Source organism: Stenotrophomonas sp. 22LJNL06-5-1 (genome assembly GCF_056861455.1).
Window position 1 is genome coordinate 974,756 of record NZ_JBSPUE010000001.1, and the last position, 14,700, is coordinate 989,455.

At 67.3% G+C, this 14,700-nt stretch carries 14 protein-coding genes; 10 read left to right on the forward strand and 4 right to left on the reverse strand.

Features of this window, described 5'->3' with window-relative positions:
• Window positions 1-91: 91 nt before the first annotated feature.
• From AC13GF_RS04545 to AC13GF_RS04565, 5 genes are all read left to right on the forward strand, one after another.
• Window positions 92-1,570: a leucyl aminopeptidase gene (locus AC13GF_RS04545; RefSeq protein ID WP_483003452.1), complete on the forward strand. Its 1,479-nt coding sequence runs from the start codon at window positions 92-94 to the stop codon at window positions 1,568-1,570.
• 96 nt (window positions 1,571-1,666) lie between these two features.
• Complete coding sequence (locus AC13GF_RS04550; protein WP_005415211.1) at window positions 1,667-2,092, forward strand: DNA polymerase III subunit chi; 426 nt, start codon at window positions 1,667-1,669, stop codon at window positions 2,090-2,092.
• Window positions 2,093-2,111: 19 nt separating this feature from the next.
• Window positions 2,112-2,303: a YqaE/Pmp3 family membrane protein gene (locus tag AC13GF_RS04555; protein ID WP_014035920.1), complete on the forward strand. Its 192-nt coding sequence runs from the start codon at window positions 2,112-2,114 to the stop codon at window positions 2,301-2,303.
• A gap of 33 nt (window positions 2,304-2,336) precedes the next feature.
• Entirely contained in the window at window positions 2,337-5,165 is a 2,829-nt protein-coding gene (locus AC13GF_RS04560) for a valine--tRNA ligase (protein ID WP_483003454.1), read from the forward strand.
• Window positions 5,166-5,323: 158 nt separating this feature from the next.
• On the forward strand, window positions 5,324-6,145 hold the full coding sequence (locus AC13GF_RS04565; protein WP_483003456.1) for an EamA family transporter: 822 nt from the start codon (window positions 5,324-5,326) through the stop codon (window positions 6,143-6,145).
• A 44-nt stretch (window positions 6,146-6,189) separates the two neighbouring features.
• On the opposite strand, the gene rimI is transcribed toward AC13GF_RS04565, so the two are convergent.
• The 3 genes from rimI to pssA are packed head-to-tail and all read right to left on the reverse strand — an operon-like array spanning window position 6,190 to window position 7,966.
• On the reverse strand, window positions 6,190-6,687 hold the full coding sequence (gene rimI, locus AC13GF_RS04570; protein ID WP_032128003.1) for a ribosomal protein S18-alanine N-acetyltransferase: 498 nt from the start codon (window positions 6,685-6,687) through the stop codon (window positions 6,190-6,192).
• The gene (locus AC13GF_RS04575; RefSeq protein ID WP_483003458.1) at window positions 6,684-7,193 is read right to left on the reverse strand and encodes a hypothetical protein; all 510 of its coding nucleotides are present in this window, start codon (window positions 7,191-7,193) and stop codon (window positions 6,684-6,686) included. The genes rimI and AC13GF_RS04575 overlap by 4 nt, the downstream gene beginning before the upstream one ends.
• Window positions 7,190-7,966 (reverse strand): CDP-diacylglycerol--serine O-phosphatidyltransferase, encoded by a 777-nt coding sequence (gene pssA / locus AC13GF_RS04580; RefSeq protein ID WP_019660986.1) that lies wholly within the window; start codon window positions 7,964-7,966, stop codon window positions 7,190-7,192. The genes AC13GF_RS04575 and pssA overlap by 4 nt, the downstream gene beginning before the upstream one ends.
• Before the next feature lie 80 nt (window positions 7,967-8,046).
• Here pssA and AC13GF_RS04585 point away from each other — a divergent pair, with 80 nt between their 5' ends.
• From AC13GF_RS04585 to AC13GF_RS04595, 3 genes are all read left to right on the forward strand, one after another.
• Window positions 8,047-8,421, forward strand: a complete 375-nt coding sequence (locus tag AC13GF_RS04585) for a DUF4124 domain-containing protein (RefSeq protein ID WP_483003460.1) — start codon at window positions 8,047-8,049, stop codon at window positions 8,419-8,421.
• A gap of 573 nt (window positions 8,422-8,994) precedes the next feature.
• Window positions 8,995-10,698, forward strand: coding sequence for a proline--tRNA ligase (locus AC13GF_RS04590; protein WP_483003462.1), 1,704 nt, complete (start codon window positions 8,995-8,997; stop codon window positions 10,696-10,698).
• A 222-nt stretch (window positions 10,699-10,920) separates the two neighbouring features.
• Window positions 10,921-11,304, forward strand: a complete 384-nt coding sequence (locus AC13GF_RS04595) for an H-NS histone family protein (protein ID WP_005415203.1) — start codon at window positions 10,921-10,923, stop codon at window positions 11,302-11,304.
• 92 nt (window positions 11,305-11,396) lie between these two features.
• Here AC13GF_RS04595 and AC13GF_RS04600 read toward each other — a convergent pair whose 3' ends face one another.
• Entirely contained in the window at window positions 11,397-12,656 is a 1,260-nt protein-coding gene (locus AC13GF_RS04600) for a threonine/serine exporter family protein (RefSeq protein ID WP_049398420.1), read from the reverse strand.
• Between the two features lie 92 nt (window positions 12,657-12,748).
• On the opposite strand from AC13GF_RS04600, the gene AC13GF_RS04605 reads away from it, so the two are divergent.
• Both AC13GF_RS04605 and AC13GF_RS04610 read left to right on the forward strand, forming a co-directional pair.
• Window positions 12,749-13,870: an ABC transporter permease gene (locus AC13GF_RS04605; RefSeq protein ID WP_483003464.1), complete on the forward strand. Its 1,122-nt coding sequence runs from the start codon at window positions 12,749-12,751 to the stop codon at window positions 13,868-13,870.
• A gap of 1 nt (window position 13,871) precedes the next feature.
• Window positions 13,872-14,699, forward strand: a complete 828-nt coding sequence (locus tag AC13GF_RS04610) for an ABC transporter ATP-binding protein (protein ID WP_483003466.1) — start codon at window positions 13,872-13,874, stop codon at window positions 14,697-14,699.
• Window position 14,700 lies beyond the last annotated feature (1 nt).

Below are 14,700 nucleotides of genomic sequence, written 5' to 3' on the forward strand. Positions count from 1 at the left end.
AAACTCTGGGGTTCGTTCGCGGTGCCGCCCAGTCTACTGTCTGGGCGTAAACGGCCTGCGATTGTACGGACTCGCCAATGGAATCTGCTCAATGGCCCTCGAATTCACCCTGAACCACGTTGCTCCGGCCGCCGCCACCGTTGATTGCCTGGTGGTTGGCGCGTATGCCGACCATACCCTGACCCCGGCCGCACAGGCCCTGGACGCCGCCAGCGGTGGCCGCCTGGCCGCCCTGGCCCAGCGCGGCGACCTGTCCGGCAAGACCGGCGCCACCACCCTGCTGCATGACCTGCCGGGCGTGACCGCCCCGCGCGTGCTGGTGGTCGGCCTGGGCGAAGTCGCCCGTTTCGGCGTGCCGCAGTACCTGAAGGCCGTCGGCGACGCCGTGCGCGCGCTGAAGGCCGGTGCTGCCCGCAGCGCACTGTTCACACTGTCCGAAGTGGCGGTGAAGGACCGCGACGCGGCCTGGGCGATCCGCCAGGCGGTGATCGCCGCCGATCACGCCGCGTACCGCTACACCGCCACCCTGGGCAAGAAGAAGGCCGACGACGCCGGCCTGGCCCAGCTGGCCATCGCCGGTGACGACGCGCAGGCCCTGGCCCAGGGCCAGGCCATCGCCGCCGGTGTCGAGTTCGCCCGCGAGTTGGGCAACCTGCCGCCGAACTACTGCACCCCGGCCTACCTGGCCGAAGTGGGCGTGAAGTTCGCCGGCGAGCACGACGGTGCCGAGGCCGAGATCCTCGACGAGCACCAGATGGAAGCGCTGGGCATGGGCTCGCTGCTGGCCGTCGCCCGCGGTTCGGCCAACCGCCCGCGCCTGGTCGTGCTGAAGTGGACCGGTGCCGGCGACGCCAAGCCGTACGTGCTGGTCGGCAAGGGCATCACCTTCGATACCGGTGGCGTCAACCTGAAGACCCAGGGCGGCATCGAAGAGATGAAGTACGACATGTGCGGTGGCGCCAACGTCATCGGCACCTTCGTCGCCGCGGTCAAGGCCAAGCTGCCGCTGAACCTGGTGGTGGTGGTGCCGGCGGTGGAAAACGCCATCGACGGCAACGCCTACCGCCCGTCCGACGTGATCACCTCGATGTCGGGCAAGACCATCGAAGTCGGCAACACCGACGCCGAAGGCCGCCTGATCCTGTGCGATGCGCTGACCTACGCGCAGCGCTTCGAGCCGGCCGCGCTGGTCGACGTCGCCACCCTGACCGGTGCCTGCATGGTCGCCCTCGGCCACCAGACCGCCGGCCTGATGAGCAAGCACGACGACCTGGCCAACGAGCTGCTGGCCGCCGGCGAGCACGTGTTCGACCGCGCCTGGCGCCTGCCGCTGTGGGACGAGTACCAGCCGATGCTGGATTCGACCTTCGCCGACGTCTACAACATCGGCGGCCGCTGGGCCGGCGCGATCACCGCGGGCTGCTTCCTGTCGCGCTTCGCCGAAGGCCAGCGCTGGGCCCACCTGGACATCGCCGGCGTGGCCAGCGATGAAGGCAAGCGTGGCATGGCCACCGGCCGCCCGGTCGGCCTGCTGAGCCAGTGGCTGCTGGACCAGGCCGCCCGCGCCTGATGCCGTACCTGCCCCTGGCCGGCGCCTGTCGGCCGGGGCATCCTCCGGCCTGCCCCCGCCCGGCATGCCGGGCCCCTGCCCGACCCGGACCCTGCCATGCCCCGCGCTGATTTCTATCTGATCGCCAAGCCCCGCTTCCTGACCGAGCCTCTGCGCCTGGTCTGCGAGCTGGCGCGCAAGGCCAACGACGCCGGGCTGTTCACCCTGGTACTGGCCCGCGACCAGGCCCAGGCCGAGGAGCTGGACGAGCTGCTGTGGGCGTTCGACAACGATGCCTACATCCCGCACCAGATCGCCGGCGAGGACATGGACGAGGAAGAAGCCCTGGTGCTGATCGCCGTGCCCGGCACCGAGGCACCGGCGCGTCCGCTGGTGATCAACCTGCGCGATGAACCCTGGCTGGGCCAGTGCGAGCGCGTGCTGGAAGTGGTTCCGGCCGACCCGGAAGCGCGCGAACCGCTGCGCGAACGCTGGCGCCAGTACAAGGCCGCCGGTTACGACCTGAACAAGCACGACATGTAAGTCCAGCGAGGACCCCTTGATGCGCCTGCTGATCGCCCTGATTCTTCCCTGGCTGTCCTTTTTCACCATCGGCCGGCCGCTGGCCGGGATCGTCTGCCTGATCCTGCAGATCACCCTGATCGGGTGGTTGCCCGCCGCCATCTGGGCCGCCTACGCGGTCAGCCAGTACCACACCGACCAGAAGATCCGGCGCGCCCTCGGGTCGCGCTGATCTCCCTTCCGCCTTGATTACCGGTTCCCCCGCATGACCCAACTCGCCTCCAGTTACGACCCGAAGTCCTTCGAGACCGACCTCTACGAGGCCTGGGAGAAGGCCGGCCACTTCAAGCCGTCCGGCACGGGCGAGCCGTACACCATCCTGCTGCCGCCGCCGAACGTGACCGGCACCCTGCACATGGGCCACGCCTTCCAGCAGACCCTGATGGACGCGCTGGTGCGCTACCACCGCATGCGCGGCTACGACACGCTGTGGCAGGTCGGTACCGACCACGCCGGCATCGCCACTGAAATGGTGGTCAGCCGCAACCTGGCGCTGGAAGGCAAGGGCGAGACCCGCGATTCGCTGGGCCGCGAAGGCTTCATCGGCAAGGTCTGGGAGTGGAAGCTGCAGTCTGGCGACACCATTGAGCGCCAGATGCGCCGCCTCGGCACCTCCGCCGACTGGTCGCGCAGCACCTTCACCATGGACCCGCAGCCGTCGGCGGCGGTCAACGAAGCCTTCGTGCGCTGGTACGAACAGGGCCTGATCTACCGTGGCCAGCGCCTGGTCAACTGGGACCCGGTGCTGAAGACCGCCATTTCCGACCTGGAAGTGGAGAGCGCCGAGGAAGACGGCTTCCTGTGGTCCATCGCCTACACGCTGGATGAAGGCCTGAGCTACGAGCACGTCGAGCGCGATGCCGACGGCGTGGAAACCCTGCGCGAAACCCGCGACTACCTGGTCGTCGCCACCACCCGCCCGGAAACCCTGCTGGGCGATACCGCGGTGATGGTGCACCCGGAAGACGAGCGTTACGCGCACCTGATCGGCAAGAGCGTGGTGCTGCCGCTGACCGGCCGTCGCGTGCCGGTGATCGCCGACGACTACGTGGACCGCGCGTTCGGCACCGGCGTGGTCAAGGTCACCCCGGCGCACGACTTCAACGACTACGAAGTGGGCGTGCGCCACAGCCTGCCGATGATCAACCTGTTCACCCCGGTGGCGGCGCTGAATGAAAATGCGCCGGAACGCTTCCAGGGCCTGGACCGCTACGCCGCGCGCAAGGCGGTGCTGGCCGAGCTGGAAGACCTGGGCATCCTGGTCGAGACCAAGGCGCACAAGCTGCAGGTGCCGCGCGGTGACCGTACCGGCCAGGTGATCGAGCCGTACCTGACCGACCAGTGGTTCGTGAAGATGGACGACCTGGCCAAGCGTGGCCTGGAACTGGTTGAGGACGGAACCATCGCCTTCGTGCCGCCGAACTGGATCAACACCTACCGCCATTGGATGAACAACATCCAGGATTGGTGCATCAGCCGTCAGCTGTGGTGGGGCCACCGCATCCCGGCGTGGTTCGACGAAGCCACCGGCACCTGTTATGTCGGTCGCAGCGAAGAGGAAGTGCGGGCAAAGCACAACCTGGGCAGCGACGTGGTGCTGAACCAGGAAAGCGACGTGCTGGAGACCTGGTTCTCCTCGCAGCTGTGGCCGTTCTCCACCCTGGGCTGGCCGAACGAACAGGCCATGGCCGAGCGTGGCTTCAACCGCTACCTGCCGTCGTCGGTGCTGATCACCGGTTTCGACATCATCTTCTTCTGGGTGGCGCGCATGATCATGGCCACCGACAACCTGGTCGGGAAGATCCCATTCAAGGACGTCTACTTCACCGGCCTGATCCGCGACGGCCAGGGCCAGAAGATGTCCAAGAGCAAGGGCAACGTGCTCGACCCGCTGGACATCATCGACGGCATCACCATCGATGACCTGGTCGCCAAGCGCACCGGCGGCCTGATGCAGCCGAAGATGGTGGAGAAGATCGAGAAGGCCACCCGCAAGGAATTCCCGGACGGCATTGCTGCCCACGGTGCCGATGCGCTGCGCTTCACCATCGCCGCGCTGGCCACCCACGGCCGCGACATCAAGTTCGACATGAACCGCGCCGAGGGCTACAAGAACTTCTGCAACAAGCTGTGGAACGCCAGCCGCTTCACCCTGATGAACACCGAGGGTGCAGCGTTCACCGGCGTGCCGACGCCGCGCACCGATGCCGAGCGCTGGATCCTGGCGCGCCTGGCTGCGGTGTCCGCCGAGGCGCAGGGCCACTACGCCAACTACCGCTTCGACCTGCTGGCGCAGTGCCTGTACGAGTTCGCCTGGAACGAGTTCTGCGACTGGTTCCTGGAACTGAGCAAGCCGGCACTGAACGGTGCCGACGCAGCGGATGCCGAGAGCACCCGTCACACCCTGCTGTACGTGCTGGAAGCGCTGCTGCGCCTGCTGCACCCGCTCACGCCGTTCATCACCGAACAGCTGTGGCAGCAGCTGGCCCCGCGCCTGGGCCTGGCCGAAACCACGCTGTCGCTGCGCCCGTACCCGACCGCCGCCGAGTTCGAAGGTGATTTCGCCCAGGCCGAGGCCGACGTGGAATGGCTGAAGGCCGTGATCAGTGCGGTGCGTCGCGTGCGCAGCGAACTGAACGTCGCCCCGTCCAAGCAGGTGCCGCTGCGCCTGCAGGCCGGCCTGGAGCAGGACCGCGTGCGCATCGAACGTTTCAGCGCCTCGCTGTCGTTTCTGCTCAAGCTGGACAGCATCCAGTGGCTGGCCGAAGGCGAAAGCGCACCGCCGGCTGCCGCCGCGATCGTCGGCGAGCTGAAGCTGCTGGTGCCGCTGGAAGGCCTGGTCGATCTCGACGCCGAGCGCGTGCGCCTGGACAAGGAGATCGCCCGCGTCGAAGCCGAAAAGGAAAAGAGCGAGACCAAGCTGGCCAAGTTCACCGACAAGGTGCCGCCGGCGGTGGTTGAGCAGGAGCGCGTGCGCCTGGTCGACTGGAACACCCAGCTGGCCGGCCTGCGCGAGCAGCGCGCGAAGCTGTAACGCCGCGCTCTGGTGCGTGCCAACCAAGGTTGGCACCTACCACGGCAGGAGAGGTTGGCACCTACCACGGTGGGAGAGGTTGGCACCCACCGAAGCGGAATCGGAAACGCCGGGCGATGCCCGGCGTTTCCATTTCTCCCGCATGGCATCATCGCTGGATGCCTCTTTCCATTTTCCTGCTGGTCCTCGCGGCCGCGGCCCTGCATGCCAGCTGGAATGCGATCGTCAAGCGTGGGCCGGACAAGTTCCTCGGCACCGTGCTGGTCACCGGCAGCGCCGCGTTGCTGTCCGCCGCTGCCCTGCCCTTCCTGCCCTTCCCCGCCGCGCATAGCTGGCCATGGCTGGCCGCTTCGGTGCTGCTGCAGGTGACCTATTACGGGCTGGTCGCACGCTGTTACCAGCAGGTCGACATGAGCCTGGCCTATCCACTGATGCGCGGCAGCGCGCCGATCCTGGTCGCGCTGGCGGGCACCCTGCTGGGCGAGCAGCTGCCTCCGGCGGCGTGGCTGGGCGTGGTACTGGTCAGCACCGGCATCCTGTGCATGGCACTGGGTGCACGTGGCGGCCAGCTGCGGCTGCCGCTGCTGACTGCGGCGATGATCGCCACCTACACCCTGGTCGATGCGCAGGGCGCGCGCCAGTCCGGCAGCGCACTCAGTTACACGCTGTGGCTGTTCCTGCTATCGGGCATTCCGCTGCCACTGTGGGCGTTGTACACCCGGCGTGGTGCGGTGCTGGTCTATGCACGCCAGCATTGGCCACTGGGCCTCGCCGGTGGTGTCGGCACCACGGCCTCCTATGCAATGGCCTTGTGGGCGATGACCCAGGCACCCGTAGCGATGGTCTCGGCGCTGCGCGAATCGTCGATCCTGTTCGCGTTGCTGATCTCGGTGTTCGTGTTGCGCGAACGGATTCCGCGCGCGCGCTGGCTGGCGGCGTCGCTCATCGTCGGTGGCGTGCTGGCGTTGCGCCTGGCGTGAGCGGCGCATCGGTAGTGCCGGCCGCTGGCCGGCAACCCTCCCCGTTACAACGGCGGCATCGCCTGCAGGTCGCCGTCGACCAGTTCGATCGCCATCACCACCGCGTCTTCGCGGCCCTGTGCGGCCGGGTAATAACGCGGGCGGCGGCCAATCTCGTTGAAGCCTTCGCTGTGGTACAGCGCCAGCGCCGGCGTGTTGGACGGACGCACTTCCAGGAACACACGCTGCGCCCCGCGGTCGCCGGCCAGCTGTACCAGCGCGCGTAGCAACTGGCGACCGAGCCCACGCGACTGCGTCAGCGGGTCGATGCAGACGTTCAGCACATGGGCCTCGTCGGCGGCGATGCTGAGCACGCCATAGCCGATCAGCTGGCCATCGCGCTCCATGGCCAGGCCCGGATAGCCCGCACGCAGGCAGTCGACGAAGATGCCGCGGGTCCAGGGAAACGGATAGCCGCGTACTTCAATCGCCATCACCGCGTTGAGGTCGCTCTCGCGCAGCGCGCGCAGGCTGACCGGACCGGGCTGGCTGACCGCACTCATGGCGCGCCCCGCTTGCGCAGGGCGCGCAGCCGCGGCCACAGCGCGCGCTTGGCGGCCGGGTCCCGACGCAGCTGGTCCAGCGGCCAGCTGTCCATCAGCGCCTGCGTGGCCGGATCATTGGGATTGCAGCCGGACGCGCGCAGCAAGGCGATCTGCAGGCGATCCGGCAGGCGCACCACCGGTTGCCGGGCATTGCCACCCGGCAGCGGGCGGGCAGCGGCGGGCGCGGTGTCCGGTGCGCTGACCGGGGTCTCGCGACGCGGCGGCGCCGGGCGTTCCTGGCGGGAACCCGGTGTGGCTTCAGCCGGAGGCTCGCGCGCGGGTGCGATTGGTGCCCGCACCTGCTCCGCCGCTGGCACGGCAGCCGCCTCGGCTTCGGCCACGCTCAGCTGCAGCGCGGCATCCAGCTCGGCAGCCAGCTGGCCGTCGTGATAGACGGTGTAGCCCATGGCCTGCAGCCAGGCCTGCTGGGCCGGAGACCACAGCACGGGCAGATCCCCGCTCACGCGGCCTCGGGCTTCTTGCGCAGGCGCTGCACGGCCCACATCACCGGGCCGGACAGGGCGTACAGGATGCCCACCGCGAACAGCACGCGCGGCAGGTCGATCACCGCGATGGCGATGGCCACCGGCACCAGGGCCAGTACCAGGAACGGCACGCGGTCGGAACGGGTGCCCTTGGCACCGCCCCCCTTGAAGCTCCAGAAGCGGATGCGGCTGACCATCAGCAGCGCCGCGATGATCGTCACCGCCAGCGCCACGTAGCGCAGCTGGTTGCCGTCCCAGCCCAGGTTGCCATCGGCGAACGCCCAGACGAAGGACATCATCAGGCCGGCCGCGGCCGGGCTGGCCAGGCCCACGAACCAGCGCTTGTCGACCACTGCCACCTGGGTGTTGAAGCGGGCCAGGCGCAGCGCCGCGCAGGCGGCATACAAGAAGGCCACGGCCCAGCCGACGCGGCCGAGCAGCGGGTCATCGAACTTCAGCCATGACAGCGACCAGTGATACATCACCAGTGCCGGGGCCATGCCGAAGCTGACCAGGTCGGCCAGGGAGTCGTACTGCACGCCGAATTCGCTGCTGGTACCGGTCAGCCGCGCCACGCGGCCATCCAGGCCATCCATCACCGCTGCCACGAACACGGCGATGCTGGCGTTGACGAAGTCCCCGTTGGCCGCGGCGATGATCGCGTAGAAGCCGGCAAACAGGCCGGCGGTGGTGAACAGGTTGGGCAGCAGGTAAATCGTGCGCGAACGCGGCGGCGGTGTGATCGGGTCCATGGAATCCAGTTTAATCGACTTGCCAGTGCTCGGCGCCAATGCTGCAATCGGCGTTCTACGCCCATTCCGCGGAGTTTGCCATGCGTGCCCTGTCCTGCCTTGGATGCCTGCTGCTGTTGGCCAGTGCCAACGCCGTGGCCGGCCCGGTCTATAAATGGAAGGACGCCAATGGCGTGACCCAGTATTCGGAGACCCCGCCGGCGGGCAGGAAGTTCGAGACCCGCGAGCAGGCGCGCAGCCCACAGGCGGCGGCCAGCGCCGAGACCCCGGCAGCGCCGGTGCCCGAGCAGTGCAGCACGGCCCGCGCCAACCTGGCCCTGCTGGACGGTGGCGGCCAGGTAATGCAGGACACCGATGGTGATGGCAAGGCCGATACCCCGTTGACCCCGGAGCAGCACACCGCGCAGAAGGGGTTGGCTGAAGCCGCCATCAAGGCCTACTGCCCGGCAGAGTGAGGGTTATCGGCAGGGCTTGCAGCCCTGCACCTGCTTCAAGCAACGGCAACGTCAAATGCCAAAGCGGCTTCCTGGGGGATGGCAGGGCACTGTGGGTTTGCGGGGCCGCCGTGAACCCGTCCATGGGGGCTTGGTCGCGGCATCCATGCCGCTCACACCCCGCAAACCCACAGTACCCCGCCTTCGACAGTAGGCCGGTGGCCAGTAGATCCACGCCATGCGTGGATGAAATCTGTCAGATCTCGAATTGAATCCGGGGTCAGATCCGTTTTCCTGCGGAGAACGGATCTGACCCCATAAGTCGTCCTGACAGATCGCGGAAATCTGTCGAAGGCGGGGTGGGTCCGGTTGCGGGAGTGTCCGCGGCATGGATGCCGCGGCCAAGCCCCCAGGGATGGGTTTACGGCGTCTCCCGCAACCGGACCCACCCCGCCATCCCACGGGAAGCCCGCTGTTGCTGTTGCTGTTGCAGCTGACGTTGCTTGAGGCGGGTGCAGGGCGCAGCCCTGCCGATACCCCTCCCCCCGGCCGGGCTGGCAGAATAGGCGTCTCTGCCGTTATCCGAAGCCGACGATGCGCCTCTCCCAGTTCCACCTGCACACCACCAAGGAAACCCCCAGCGACGCCGAGCTCACCAGCCACCGGCTGATGCTGCGCGCGGGCATGATCCGCAAGCTGGCATCGGGCCTGTACACCTGGTCGCCGCTGGGCCTGCGCGTGCTGCGCAAGGTTGAACGCATCGTGCGCGAGGAAATGGACCGCGCCGGTGCCGTGGAATTCCAGATCCCGACCATCCAGCCGAAGGAACTGTGGGAGCAGACCGGGCGCTGGCAGAAGTTCGGCCCGCAGCTGCTGAAGATCAAGGACCGCAAGGACCAGGTGTTCTGCTACAGCCCGACCGCCGAAGAAGCCGCCTGCGACTTCGCGCGCAGCGAGCTGTCCAGCTACAAGCAGCTGCCGGTGAACTTCTACCAGGTGCAGACCAAGTTCCGCGACGAGATCCGTCCGCGCTTCGGCGTGATGCGTTCGCGCGAGTTCCTGATGAAGGACGCCTATTCGTTCCACCTGCACGATGAGTGCCTGGTGCGCGAGTACGAGAACATGAAGTCGGCCTACAGCCGCATCTTCACCCGCCTCGGCCTGGACTTCCGCATGGTGCAGGCCGACTCCGGCGCGATCGGCGGCGATGCCTCGCAGGAATTCCACGTGATCGCCGATTCCGGCGAAGACGCGCTGGTGTTCTCCACCGGCTCGGACTACGCGGCCAACATGGAAGCGGCGATCGCCGCCGATCCGGCACCGCGCGCGACCGCCAGCGAAGCCATGCGCAAGGTCGACACCCCCACCCAGAAGACCTGCGAGGATGTCGCGGCGCTGCTCGGCATCGACCTGCAGCGCACGGTGAAGTCGGTGGCGCTGATCGCGGGCGAAGGCAAGGCACAACAGTTCGTGCTGGTGCTGGTGCGCGGCGACCATGAGGTCAACGAGATCAAGCTGGCCAAGGTTGCCGGCCTGGACGAACAGCGCTTCGCCAGCGAGGCGGAAATCGCCGAGCACCTGGGCAGCGTGCCGGGCTTCCTCGGCCCGGTCGCACCGGCCAAGGCCATCCGCGTGGTGGCTGATCGCGAAGTGGCTGCGATGTCCGACTTCGTCGTCGGCGCCAACGAAGCCAGTTTCCATCTGGCCGGCGTCAACTGGGGCCGCGACCTGCCGGAACCGGAAGTGGCCGACATCCGCAACGTGCGTGCCGGTGACCGCGCGCTGGACGGTGGCGAACTGAAGATCGCCCGTGGCATCGAAGTCGGCCACGTGTTCCAGCTGGGCCGCAAGTACGCCGAAGCGCTGGATGCCACCGTGCTGGACGAGAACGGCAAGGCGGCGGTGATGGCGATGGGCTGCTATGGCATCGGCATCTCGCGCGTGGTGGCTGCCGCGATCGAACAGAACCATGACGATGCCGGCATCATCTGGCCGGACGCGATGGCGCCGTGGCAGGTGGTGGTGTGCGTGATCAACCCGAAGGGCGACGCCGCTGTGGCCGACGCCGCAGCCAACCTGCTGCAGGAGCTGCGCGATGCGGGCCTGGACGCGGCACTCGACGACCGTGGCCTGCGCCCGGGCGCGATGTTCGCTGACATGGAACTGATCGGCATTCCGCACCGCGTGGTGGTCAGCGAACGCGGCCTGGCCGCCGGTACCTACGAGTACCGCTCGCGCCGCGCCAGCGAAGCGGAAAGCCTGGACAAGGCCACCCTGCTGCAGCGCCTGCAGGACTGATCAGGAAAAGACCGGGGCATGCCCCGGTCTTTTTTTACCTGACGCCCATTTGAGCAATATTGCAGCGGACATAATCCGGTCAAAATCGACGCAATGCAGCCGGGATGCTGCCAGGCCATGACCCGTCTGCATTTGTGCTGGGATTAATTCATCTTTATTCTGTCCCGCGACGCCATGGACTGGCTCGTCCCGTCCACTTATTAGTTTCCGGAGTAACCGTAAATGAGCATTGACCTGACCGGCCTGTCGGCACGCGAGCTGGGCGCCCTGATCCGTACCGCCAAGAAACAGCAGACCATCGTCGCCAAGCGCCGGCCGATCACCAAGGTCCGGGCACAGCTGACCAAGCTGGCCAAGACCGAGGGTTACACCATCGAGGAACTGTTCGGCGACGCCCCGGCCCCGCGCGCGCGCAAGGTGGCCAAGGTCGCCAAGGCACCGTCGAAGACCGCTGGCCGCAAGCTGGGCAAGGTTGCACCGAAGTACCGCAACCCGGCCAACCCCAAGGAAACCTGGACCGGTCGTGGCAAGCAGCCGCGCTGGATGGCCGAGCTGACCGCCAAGGGCAACAAGAAGCCGGAAGATTTCCTGATCAAGAAAGCCTGAGGCCGAATTGGAATGCAATGAAAAACGCCGGCGAAAGCCGGCGTTTTTCATTCTCCGGCGTGTGGACCAACGGTCCACACCCACCGACATCATCACAGGGTTTTGCGAGCGGGCATCAGCAGGTTGCCGAACAGCAGGCCGGCCACCAGCGCCATCACCACGTTGAGCACGGTGAGGAACACGCTCTGGCCAGCACCCACATCCTGCTGCTGGACCAGGGTCAGCACGCCGCGCAGGCTGGTGCTGCCGGGCACCATCATGATGATGCCGGGCAGGCGGATGATTGCGCCCGGGCGGCCGACGAGGCGGCCGAACAGATTGCCACCGGCGGTCAGCAGCATCGCCGACAGGAAAATGCCGGCCGGCGCGCCCCAGGCGTGGCCACCGAACTTGGAGATCGCATAACCAGCCACCGAGGCCGCAATCACCCACGGATAATCGCGGCGGTTGGCCTTGAACAGCATCGCGAAGGCGAACGCCGCGGTCAGCAGCGAACCCCACTCCACCCACGGCCCCTGCGGCCGCGTGGCGCGGATCACCGGATCGAGGCCGAGCACATCGGCCAGGGTCACCGCGATCATCGCGCCGACGCTGAGCTTCATGATGGTGGTCAGCGCGCCGGCGAAGCGCGCGGTACCCGATACCCAGTGCTGGCTGGCCAGTTCATTGACCGCATTGGTCAGCGACATGCCGGGCAGCAGCACCACCAGCGAGGCGATGATCACCGTGTTGAGGTTGAGCGCGCCGATGAAGGATGCGACCAGCGTGGCGACCAGGCCGGCCAGCAGTGCGGCCAGCGCCTCGGCGGCTTCGCGGGTGGCCGGGCGACGGTCGGTGACCATGCCGAGCAGGCCGATCATCAGGCCGATGACACCGGCAGTCGCGATGTCCAGCCACGGCAGCTTCCACATGCCGGCCACGCCGGCCGCGCCGAGGGTGAACGAGAGAATGGTGCGCAGCTTGCCGCGCCGGCCCGGATCCTTGTCCAGCTGGCGCAGCGCGGTGTGGCCCTGGGCGATGCTCATCCGCCCGTTGGCCACTTCCTCGGCGATATGGTCGGCCACGCTGAGCTTGTGCAGATCGTTCTCGCCGGGGGCCAGGCGGATCACCCGGGTGATGTCACTGGAGCCGATCGCCTGCGCCGGGTCGCTGAAGCTGAGGATGATACCGGTGGGATTCGACCACGGTTCACAATCCAGATCGAGCTGGCGGGCCAGTGCCACCACCGCCGTTTCCAGGCGCTGGGCCGTTGTGCCATAGCTGTGCAGGCGTCCGGCGATCTCGGAAACGAAGGCCACGCGCTGCGCGTAGGTGGCCTGGGGCGTGGGGATCGTGTGAGCGTCTGCGGACATGCGCCGTAGTATTACCTAGGCTGGGCCTTACCGGAGAAATTCATCCGAGTTCGACGCGAAGCCCAATACAGAACGGTTATGCTGCGACCCGAATGGCCCAAGTGACCCCGAACCACGCCCCCCAGCTCGAACAGGATGCCCATGACCCGGGCGTGATCCGCCTGTCCGGCACCTGGACCTTGAAGACCGCGCTGGCCGCGGCCGAAGTCCTGCGCGGCGTTCCCGACACGCTGACCGGCATCGATGCCACCGCCATCGAGAAGATGGATTCGGCCGGCGTGCTGCAGGTGCTGCGCGTGGCCCATCGCGCCAACCTCGGCGAGGACGCACTGAAGTTCCGCCCGGATCACCAGGCGCTGGTGTGCACCATCGAGGAAGTGGCCGACGACCGGCCCAAGCCCAAGCGCGACTTCGGCGTGCTGGCGGCCCTGGAACGGCTGGGTGTCAGCGTCCATGCCACCGGCCACAACATCAAGGCGCTGTGCAGTTTCCTCGGCGAGAACCTGGTCAAGGCGGCGCGCCTGGTCAAGGAACCCCGCCGCTTCCGGATGACGGCCACCGTGCACCAGATGGAGCAGGTCGGGCTGGACGCGGTACCACTGGTAGCGCTGTTGTCCTACCTGGTTGGCGCAGTGATCGCCTTCCTCGGCTCGACCATCCTGCGCGACTTCGGCGCCGAGATCTACGTGGTCGAGCTGGTCAACATCGCCTTCCTGCGTGAGTTTGCGGTGCTACTGACCGCGATCGTGCTGGCCGGCCGCACCGCCAGCGCCTTCACAGCGCAGATCGGTGCGATGAAGGCGCGCGAGGAAATCGATGCGATGCGCACCCTGGGCCTGGATCCGATCGACCTGCTGGTGCTGCCACGGTTGATGGCCCTGCTGGTCACTCTGCCGCTGCTGACCTTCATTGCAATGGTCGCCGGCCTGGCCGGCGGCATCACCGTCGGTGCGTTCGACCTCGACATCCCGCCGCAGATGTACATCGCGCGCATGCACGAGACGATGGAAGTGCGGCACATGCTGGTCGGCCTGTCGAAGGCGCCGGTGTTCGCGCTGGTGATCGGCCTGATCGGCTGCCTGGAAGGGCTGAAGGTGGAAGGCACGGCGCAGTCGGTGGGCGAACGCACCACCTCCAGCGTGGTGCAGACGATCTCGCTGGTGATCATCATCGACGCCTTCGCGGCGTTGTGGTTCATGCACATGGACTGGTGACATGAGCACGCATCCGACCCCCGAAGACATTCCCATGCAGGACGACGACGGCCATGACCTGGCCATCCGCGTTCGCGGGCTGGTCAACCGCTTCGGCAGCCAGACCGTGCACGAAGACCTGGACCTGGACGTGCGCCGGGGCGAAATCCTCGGCGTGGTCGGTGGTTCGGGTACCGGCAAATCGGTGCTGATGCGCTCCATCCTCGGCCTGCGCACACCCGACGAAGGCCAGATCGAGGTGCTGGGCCGCGACGCGCGTGCCGATGACACCGAGAGCCGCCTGCACATCGAGCGCAACACCGGCGTGCTGTTCCAGGACGGCGCGCTGTTTTCGTCGCTGACCGTGGGCGAAAACGTGCAGGTGCCACTGAAGGAGCACCACCGCGAACTGCCCGAGCGCTGGCATTACGAACTGGCACTGCTGAAGGTGAAGCTGGCCGGCCTGCCCGCCGATGCGATCAACAAACTGCCCTCGCAGCTGTCCGGCGGCATGCGCAAGCGTGCCGGCCTGGCCCGCGCGCTGGCGCTGGACCCGCCGCTGCTGTTCCTGGACGAACCGACCGCTGGCCTCGACCCGATCGGCGCGGCCGCGTTCGACCGCCTGATCAAGACCCTGCAGGAAGCGCTGGGCCTGACCGTGTTCCTGATCACCCACGACCTGGACACGCTGTACGCCATCTGCGACCGGGTCGCGGTGATCGCCGACCGCAAAGTGGTGGCCAACGCGCCGCTGCCGGACATCGAGAAACTGGATCATCCGTGGATCCAGGAATACTTCCACGGACCGCGTGCGCGAGCCGCGCGCGGCGAACAGATCGAGAGTGCCTGAG

Excerpts from the sequence above, each read along its gene's own strand:
- AC13GF_RS04610 (WP_483003466.1), top strand. The coding sequence starts at position 13,872 with ATGAGCACGCATCCGACCCCCGAAGACATTCCCATGCAGGACGACGAC.
- AC13GF_RS04590 (WP_483003462.1), top strand. The coding sequence starts at position 8,995 with ATGCGCCTCTCCCAGTTCCACCTGCACACCACCAAGGAAACCCCCAGC.
- pssA (WP_019660986.1), bottom strand. The coding sequence starts at position 7,966 with ATGGACCCGATCACACCGCCGCCGCGTTCGCGCACGATTTACCTGCTG.
- AC13GF_RS04545 (WP_483003452.1), top strand. The coding sequence starts at position 92 with ATGGCCCTCGAATTCACCCTGAACCACGTTGCTCCGGCCGCCGCCACC.
- AC13GF_RS04595 (WP_005415203.1), top strand. The coding sequence starts at position 10,921 with ATGAGCATTGACCTGACCGGCCTGTCGGCACGCGAGCTGGGCGCCCTG.
- AC13GF_RS04600 (WP_049398420.1), bottom strand. The coding sequence starts at position 12,656 with ATGTCCGCAGACGCTCACACGATCCCCACGCCCCAGGCCACCTACGCG.
- AC13GF_RS04550 (WP_005415211.1), top strand. The coding sequence starts at position 1,667 with ATGCCCCGCGCTGATTTCTATCTGATCGCCAAGCCCCGCTTCCTGACC.
- rimI (WP_032128003.1), bottom strand. The coding sequence starts at position 6,687 with ATGAGTGCGGTCAGCCAGCCCGGTCCGGTCAGCCTGCGCGCGCTGCGC.
- AC13GF_RS04605 (WP_483003464.1), top strand. The coding sequence starts at position 12,749 with ATGGCCCAAGTGACCCCGAACCACGCCCCCCAGCTCGAACAGGATGCC.
- AC13GF_RS04565 (WP_483003456.1), top strand. The coding sequence starts at position 5,324 with ATGCCTCTTTCCATTTTCCTGCTGGTCCTCGCGGCCGCGGCCCTGCAT.
- AC13GF_RS04585 (WP_483003460.1), top strand. The coding sequence starts at position 8,047 with ATGCGTGCCCTGTCCTGCCTTGGATGCCTGCTGCTGTTGGCCAGTGCC.
- AC13GF_RS04560 (WP_483003454.1), top strand. The coding sequence starts at position 2,337 with ATGACCCAACTCGCCTCCAGTTACGACCCGAAGTCCTTCGAGACCGAC.
- AC13GF_RS04555 (WP_014035920.1), top strand. The coding sequence starts at position 2,112 with ATGCGCCTGCTGATCGCCCTGATTCTTCCCTGGCTGTCCTTTTTCACC.